Genomic DNA, 2684 nt, shown 5'->3' on the forward strand with positions numbered 1-2684 from the left:
CCGTCGTTGTGCTCTTACCTTCACCGGGGATGGAGCTCGTCACGACGAAGCTTCGCGGGCCCTTCTCAAGGTTGACGAACTGCAGGTTGGTACGCAGGCTCCGGAAGGATTCGGCGCGGGGGCTGCGGGGATCGGCGTGCACGACGAGGGGACGCTTCTTCGCGTCAGGGTCGAGGGCGATGCCGCCGAGGATAGAGGCATCCGTCACGAGCTCGATATCGTGAGAGCTGTGAATGCGGGTGTCGAGCACACTGCGCAGGATGGCGACGCCCAGCCCGATCGCCAGACCGACGAGCAATCCGAGGATGATGTTGAGCGGCACGTTGGGGCTTGAGGGCTTCGTCGGGGTTACTGCCGGCTGGATCGTCTCGATCTTCACCGGGCTCGCGGTTTCGCCCTCTAGCTTCTCGAGTTGATTGGTTACGACATCGGCGAAGGTCGCTCCGACTGAATTCGCGATGCCGGCCGCTTGGACCGGGTCGGTGTTGGTAACCGTGATGTTGATGAGCACTGTGTTCAGCGGCGAACTAGCGGCGACTGTCGGCGCGAGCTGCTGCGCAGTCACGTCGAGCCCCAGTTCGTCGATGACTCTATCGAGCACGAGCGCGCTGTTGACGACGTCGACGTAGGAGGTGACCGCTTGGCGAGCGAAGCTCGTTCCGTTCACGAGGTCGCCTGTAGCGGCACCCTCGGAAGCCCGGACCGAGACATAGAGCTGGGTCGTCGACTCATACTTGGCGGCCAGGGTCAGCGAGTATGCTGCGGCCGCGCCAACACCGAGCAAAGTGCAGGCAACGATAAGAATCCAGCTCTTGTGCAGAATTCTTACGTAGTCTTTAAGCTCCAACGAGTCCCCCTCATAGCAGGTGTCAGTCCGTAGACACGCTTCCTTAGCTTTGCATACGCTTGTGGATCCTTCGGACAGACGCACGCTCTTCGGGTCATTGTTTCCCGGGTCTTGTATTTGGAACCGCCGGAATATTCACCGGAATGTTCTGACGCCGTGCCCGTAATGGGTGAGAATACTGGCGCTGACTCAGCCGTTGGAGAGCCCGACATCCGGCACCCCAGGAGTTGGGGGCTCCGGCTCTGGGGCGGGTTCCACGGGTGCCGGCTCGTCAGTGGGAGCACCGGGTTCGGAGGGCGCGGGGGCGGGATCCGTCGTCCCGCCTCTTGGCGGCGTGGTTGCCCGCGGTCGTTGCGGAGTGGTGCGTGGAGCGACTTCTTCCTCTTCTTCGGGCTCGATCTCTTCGTCCATGCGAAGCGCTTCTTCCTCGAGCACGCGAGCGTTCTCGTCCTGCAGCGCGAAAGCCGCGGCCGCATACGCCTGCAGTTCCGCAGCACCCGGCCCGTTTTGGGATGCCGCCGTGAATGCCGCGACGGCCGCCGTCACCGCGTCGCGCCACTTCTTGCCAGCATCCGGGTTCGCCGCGAGCAGGGCGTCTGCCGTCGGGGGAATGGTCTTGCCGAAAGCGGCGAAAGCCTCGGTGAAAGTGGCGCGGGCATCCGTCACCGCTTTCAACGCGGCGTCCAACTCGAGTTGCGCGTCCTCGATACGGGTGCCCTCGGCCGACACCTCATCGAGTCCCCTCGCGATCACGCTAAGACTCGAACTTGCAGGCACCTCGGGAGCGACATACGGGGTCTCGGCTGGGTTGATCACCGTGACCTCGGCGATGGCCGCGGCCATGGCGACACGCTCGGCGTCGGCTGCGGCACGGGCAGCCTCATCGGAGACACCGACCACGGCGGCGAACGCCGCGGCGGTGGCGACATTGATTGCCTCGGCATCCGTCTTGACTACGCCGATCTCGTCGAAGGTCGACGTGAGCCTGCGATCGGCCGTCTCCACTGTGAGCTGCCGCGCCGCGTACGCTTCGAAGGCCTTCGCCTCCGGCGTCGTCGCCTGGCTATTCACCGCGAACAGGATACCGACCGCCACAAGGGCGAGCACGGTGAGAATCGACACGACGATGGTCAGGATGCTTCGGGTACTGCGCTGCTTGTTGCCCGGCAGGAAGATGGTGGGCTCGGGTCGGATGATCCGTTCGTGCTCGGCGATCTCGGCGCTGACGTCTCTGCTGTCACTCTGGAGAAGGATCGCGAGCTGTGCGGTTTCGGCGTCAGACGGGGTGTCGCGCAGACCGGTCTTCTCAAACGGCAGCGACAAGGTGAAGTTGCCCTCGCGCTCGAGTGCGGCGTTGACGTCGTCACTCTCGATGAGCGCCCGTTCGGCGTCGTTGGCCGTCATGTCCATGTCCCCCCGGGCAGGGCAGATCCTCGCTGCCGCCGAGGGTCACCATATCGCGAACGCTGCCGCTAACCTCCGATTCGGCCCCCGGAATGGGGCGGGTCGCTGAGCGCTTCAGTCGCTTCGCTCCTTCCAACGATCGGAAGAGTGTGGCGCTCCTGGCGAGCGCCAAAGGGGCGACACTGGAGGCATGAAGAACTCCGAGAAGGTGTCGGCTCGTCGGTCCACGATCGACGAATGGACTCAAGCGCTGGCCGAATCCAGCGGCTCCCCCGGTGGCGGTGCCGCCTCGGGTGTGATGCTCGCCATCGCCAACTGCCTGACCTCGATGGTCGCCAGCAACACGCAGGCTGAGGGTGACCTCGAGCGGGAGTGCGTCGAGCTTCGCCAGCGAGCAGGTGCCGGACGGGAGACCGCTCTTCGGCTGGCCGAT

General features: G+C 64.6%; 3 protein-coding genes. 1 reads left to right on the forward strand and 2 read right to left on the reverse strand.

The features are described from left to right. The coding region (locus ACLQ62_RS04040; RefSeq protein ID WP_411720389.1) for a YveK family protein at positions 1 to 847 on the reverse strand (847 nt) is incomplete at its 3' end. 189 nt (positions 848 to 1036) lie between these two features. After that, positions 1037 to 2251, reverse strand: a complete 1215-nt coding sequence (locus ACLQ62_RS04045; RefSeq protein ID WP_411720390.1) for a hypothetical protein — start codon at positions 2249 to 2251, stop codon at positions 1037 to 1039. 190 nt (positions 2252 to 2441) lie between these two features. Between ACLQ62_RS04045 and ACLQ62_RS04050 the strand changes: the two genes are divergently transcribed. After that, positions 2442 to 2684, forward strand: a 243-nt coding sequence (locus ACLQ62_RS04050; RefSeq protein ID WP_411720391.1) for a cyclodeaminase/cyclohydrolase family protein, incomplete at its 3' end; no start/stop codon positions are given.

The organism is Mycetocola sp., assembly GCF_046716805.1.
In the GTDB taxonomy this organism is placed as follows: Bacteria; Actinomycetota; Actinomycetes; order Actinomycetales; family Microbacteriaceae; genus Mycetocola_A.